Origin of the sequence: Paenibacillus sp. AR247 (assembly GCF_002968895.1) — a bacterium.
GTDB lineage: Bacteria > Bacillota > Bacilli > Paenibacillales > Paenibacillaceae > Paenibacillus_AQ > Paenibacillus_AQ favisporus.
Genome location: NZ_PCZT01000009.1, coordinates 986,693 through 991,463, shown reverse-complemented (window position 1 = coordinate 991,463; position 4,771 = coordinate 986,693). Strand labels below are relative to the sequence as shown.

Genomic DNA, 4,771 nt, shown 5'->3' with positions numbered 1-4,771 from the left:
GCAGCGCCAGGCGTCAAAATCATGCTGCAGACCTATTTTGAAGCAGTGGAACGCTATCAAGAGGTTACACAGCTGCCGGTTGACGGTATCGGGCTGGATCTGGTCCACGGAGGGGAAGGGAACCAGCAATCCATCCGTGACTTCGGTTTCCCGCAGGATAAAGTGCTTGGAGCGGGTGTCATCGATGGACGCGGCATTTGGAAAGCATCCCTGCGCGAAAAGCTCGATCTGCTGAACGAGATCGCGGCGATCGTACCGTCTGAACGGCTGGTGATCCAGTCTTCCTGCAGCCTGCTGCACGTACCAGTCACGGTTCAGGCAGAAACGAAGCTTCAGCCCGAACTTCTGGGTGCGCTGGCTTTCGCCGATGAGAAGCTGGAAGAAATCGTGCTGCTGAGCAAGGCTGTTCAATCCGGAGTATCGGTGATTTCTGCTGAGCTGGAAAAGAGTGAAGCGGCGGTAACCGCGCTCAAACGTTCCGTCGAACGTAACCGCACCGATATCCAGCAGGCGGTGGCCGCTGTCAGCGCGGAGCCTGCGCAGCGTGAGGCTGCTTTTGCGAAGCGCCTCGACGTGCAGCAGGAACGGTGGCAGCTGCCTATTCTGCCAACGACGACTATCGGCAGCTTCCCGCAGTCAGCGGAGGTGCGCAAGGCACGCCAGCTGTGGCGCAAAGGCGAATGGAACGCCGAGCAGTACACGAATTTTATCCGGGAACAAATCGACCTCTGGATTCAGCTGCAGGAGGAAATCGGACTTGATGTGCTCGTTCACGGCGAATTTGAACGGACGGACATGGTCGAATTTTTCGGGGAAAAGCTGGCGGGGTTTGCCTTTACACAGAACGGCTGGGTTCAATCCTACGGCTCCCGCTGCGTCAAACCGCCGATTATTTTCGGCGATGTCGCTTGGGAGAACCCGATGACGGTCAAGGAGACCGCGTATGCCCAATCCAAGACGAAACTGCCGGTCAAGGGCATGCTCACCGGGCCGATCACCATAATGAACTGGTCATTCGTCCGTGATGATATCAGCCGCGAGCAAATCGCCTACCAATTGGCTTATGCATTACGGCAAGAGGTCGAGGCGCTGGAGAGTGCGGGGATTGGCATGATCCAGGTGGATGAGCCGGCCGTTCGTGAAGGGCTCCCACTGAAGGAAAAGGACCAGAAAGGCTATCTCGAATGGGCGGTGAAGGCGTTCCGGCTGACCACGTGCACGGTGCAGAATTCGACGCAAATCCATACCCATATGTGCTATTGCGAATTCCATGACATGATCGATTCGATCATTGCCATGGACGCGGACGTCATCTCCATTGAAACTTCGCGGAGCCACGGTGAGCTTATTCAGAGCTTCGAAGAGAATACTTACCCGCTGGGTATCGGCCTCGGCGTCTATGACATTCATAGTCCCCGCGTTCCCGACGTAGAGGAGATGACGCGGATGATCGACCGGGCTCTGCGGGTGCTGGATCCGAAGCTCTTCTGGATCAACCCGGACTGCGGACTCAAAACCCGGGGAATCGGAGAGACCGTAGCCTCGCTTCGGAACATGGTTGAAGCTACGCGCCTTGCCCGTGAAAAATACGCTTTGCAGGTGTAAATTGAAATAACCCAAAATGCGTTAATCGCCTGAGATGCTGCGAAGACAATAGGCGCGCTAAAGCCGGCTATGAATCTACCGCTGTTTTCATCCATTTTTCTAGACTTGCCCTCACTTCTCTGATCCTATCGCATCTATTGATAGAGAAGGGAGGTGAGCAAGGATGCCTATTGTAACACCATACCAGAACAGCCTGCGGTATACGTCCACGATCGGTTCGGGGACCGGAACGGGGGCTGCGTTCACCGTGGCCGCTACGGCATTTACGAATGATGCAGGCACGGCGGCGACAGCTTTTCCTGGAGCGTATAAATATTACAATCTTTTTATCAACGGAATGCTCCAGACGGCGGACACGTCCTCGGTCACGACGACCGCCATCACCATTCCAGGAGGTGATGCACTGGACGGAGGAACTCCTCTCGTCGTTCAGTTCGTCGTCTCCTAACGGTTATCGCGGCACAAGCGCAGTGCAATGAATCGTCCGGATCCTTCCGGGCGGTTTTTTGCATCCATCCGGTATCCCTTTCATGATATATTAATAGAATACTGAAGCCGATTTGGGGGTTGGCATATGGGGAACTTGGAAATCAGAAGACCAAAGGCAGCGGATGTCGAGGCAATACATACGTTTTTTAGGCTGGTGATCACGGATACGTTTGAGAAGGAAGGCATAGCCGACCTGCACGATGATATCGAGCATGAAATCGCCTCTAAGCATGATTACCTCAGTCAGGATTTGGAATCGCAAGGCCGCCAGCGTTATTTTCTCATCGCATGGATGGAAGGCAAGATCGCCGGAACGATCGAGTATGGACCTTCCAGCTCCCTGATTGATGAATCCACCGGCCATGCGCTGAGAGATGTGATCGAAGTCGGGACCGTTCTAGTGCACCCTGAGCTCCACGGCCTGGGTATCGGCAGTACGCTCTGGAGCACCATGCTGCTCACTCTGCAGGCAAGAGGCATCTCACAATTCTGCCTGGACAGCGGGAATCGGAACGCCCAGCGGATCTGGACCCGGAAATTTGGCGAGGCGGACTATGTGCTGGACAACCATTGGGGAGAGGGGCAGCATCATATGATCTGGTCCCGAAAAGTCGAGGATATATCCATCTCGTTCAAAATATAATATCGCTGAATCGTTGAAAGTTTTTTGGGATCGCCCCATCAAGCCGGTTACCGGTCTGACGGGAGCGGTCTTTTTTTGGCGCTATTTAAAATGCGGGGCTGGATATTTTTTAGCTATAAGCATTTTATACCCGTTCCGGATGTCCGGAACAGGGATACAATAAGTTTACAAAATATACAGGAGGCGGTACGCATGCGGCAACGCTATATCGACACGAAACCGAAAGGATCCAATCTAATGAAACCTGTGAGGTTAGAGCGATATGAACGATACGATAAATATTGGAGTTTTGGCCCATGTTGACGCCGGCAAAACGACTTTGACGGAGCAAATTCTGTATCAGGCAGGGGTAATCGAGGAGGCGGGATCGGTCGACCAAGGCAGTACGATCACCGACTCTTTGGACATGGAACGGAGAAGGGGGATCACCATCAAAGCGGCAGCCGTGTCGTTTATGCTGGGCGATCTGAAGGTGAATGTCATCGATACGCCGGGGCATGCGGACTTCATCTCCGAAGTCGAGCATTCCCTTGGCGTTCTGGACGGCGTGATTCTGGTCGTATCCGCGGTTGAGGGAGTGCAGGCACAGACACGGGTGCTGATGCAGACACTCAAGGAGCACGGAATCCCGGTTATTTCTTTATCAATAAAATTGATCGGCTGGGTGCGGATTTCATTCGGGTGCGGGACTTAATCCGCAAGCTGCTGGATGAACGCATATGTGAGGTGTCAGTTGCCCAGCAAGAGGGAACCGAGTCTGTTCAAGTGGTTCCGGCGGATCCCGGAGAATCCGGCTGGATCGAAGTGCTGGCTCTGGGCAGCGAACCGCTGATGGATGATTTCGCAAATAATGAAGTTATAACCGAAGACCGGCTGAGGCAGGAGCTGGGCAGACAAAGCCGGCAGGGACTTGCGTTTCCGCTGTTTGCCGGATCGGCGGCGAGAGGTTTGGGGGTTCGGGAGCTGCTCTCCGGGCTGGACCGTTATTTTCCTGTCCAACCATCGCGTGCGCTGTCCGCTCTGCCGTTGTCAGGATTGGGTTTGGCGGACAGCTGCAGGCCCGGGCTGATGTGACGGTCATCGCGCAGGATGGCCTGTCGGAACGGATAAAAATCAAGCAGCTGTACGGGCTGAAGGATGGCGAAAGGAAAACGGTTCAGCATGTCGATGCCGGGGATATCGCGATTTTTGGCAGCGAGCAGGTGAAGGTAGGGGACGTGATCGGCTGCGTGTCAGAGAGCATGAAGGTATTCCGTTTTCAGAAGCCCCCGATTCAAGTGAAGGTATCTGCGGTCCGGCCGGAAGACGGTCACCCGCTTCATCAGGCGCTGAGCGAACTGACCGTGGAAGACCCGTTTCTGCAGTATGTATACGACTCTCACACCCACGAAAATATCATCCATGTCTTCGGCAAGGTGCAGCAGGAAGTGCTGCTCGAAACGCTGCGGGAGAGGTATGCGATTGAGGCTGCTTTCTCGGCACCGCAAGTGATCTGCATCGAAAAGCCGGTATCTTCAGGGAAGGACGCGGAAAGCATGGGCGAGCCGGACAACCCGTTTTGGGCGACGGTCGGCTTCCGCGTTGAGCCGGGGCCTGTAGATTCCGGTCTGGTATACCGCCTGGAGGTTGAACTGGGATCGCTTCCGCTGTCGTTTCAAAAGGCGATCCGGGAAACCGTAATGGAGGTCCTCCAGGAAGGCCTGTACGGGTGGGGCGTTACCGATATCACGGTTACCCTGACCCACAGCGGTTACAGCAGTCCCGTATCCACGGCAAAGGATTTCCGCCTGCTGACACCGCTTGTTCTGATGAAAGCGCTGGAAAGAGCGGGGACCCAGGTGTACGAACCGGTCAGCGCGCTGCAGATCAGCCTTCCCGAATCGAGCATCAGCAAAGTGCTGTTTCGGATCACGGCGCTGGACGGGACGTTTGAAGAACCGAAGTTCGATCACGGCAGCGTGTATGTCACCGGAACGATTCCGGTGCGAAATGCCGACATCTTCAAAACCGAGCTGCACGGGCTCACAGGGGGAG

The 4,771-nt window shown here is 55.0% G+C and carries 5 protein-coding genes and 1 pseudogene; all 6 read left to right on the top strand.

Annotated features, from left to right (window positions below; all coding sequences use genetic code 11):
- Nucleotides 1-1,605, top strand: a 1,605-nt coding sequence (gene metE, locus CPT76_RS12655) for a 5-methyltetrahydropteroyltriglutamate--homocysteine S-methyltransferase (RefSeq protein ID WP_258168362.1), incomplete at its 5' end; no start/stop codon positions are given.
- Nucleotides 1,606-1,768: 163 nt separating this feature from the next.
- Complete coding sequence (locus tag CPT76_RS12650) at nt 1,769-2,053, top strand: DUF4183 domain-containing protein (RefSeq protein WP_076166384.1); 285 nt, start codon at nt 1,769-1,771, stop codon at nt 2,051-2,053.
- A gap of 126 nt (nt 2,054-2,179) precedes the next feature.
- Nucleotides 2,180-2,737, top strand: coding sequence for a GNAT family N-acetyltransferase (locus CPT76_RS12645; RefSeq protein ID WP_105443176.1), 558 nt, complete (start codon nt 2,180-2,182; stop codon nt 2,735-2,737).
- Between the two features lie 262 nt (nt 2,738-2,999).
- Nucleotides 3,000-3,431: a GTP-binding protein gene (locus CPT76_RS41400; protein ID WP_308737572.1), complete on the top strand. Its 432-nt coding sequence runs from the start codon at nt 3,000-3,002 to the stop codon at nt 3,429-3,431.
- Nucleotides 3,419-3,811 (top strand): hypothetical protein, encoded by a 393-nt coding sequence (locus CPT76_RS41395; RefSeq protein WP_308737571.1) that lies wholly within the window; start codon nt 3,419-3,421, stop codon nt 3,809-3,811. The genes CPT76_RS41400 and CPT76_RS41395 overlap by 13 nt, the downstream gene beginning before the upstream one ends.
- Nucleotides 3,808-4,771: pseudogene (locus CPT76_RS41390) on the top strand (elongation factor G); the annotation flags it as partial. The gene CPT76_RS41395 and the pseudogene CPT76_RS41390, both read left to right, overlap by 4 nt.

Bases quoted from the DNA above. Each gene is read 5' to 3' on its own strand.
- CPT76_RS12650 (WP_076166384.1), top strand. From the start codon at position 1,769: ATGCCTATTGTAACACCATACCAGAACAGCCTGCGGTATACGTCCACG.
- CPT76_RS41400 (WP_308737572.1), top strand. From the start codon at position 3,000: ATGAACGATACGATAAATATTGGAGTTTTGGCCCATGTTGACGCCGGC.
- CPT76_RS12645 (WP_105443176.1), top strand. From the start codon at position 2,180: ATGGGGAACTTGGAAATCAGAAGACCAAAGGCAGCGGATGTCGAGGCA.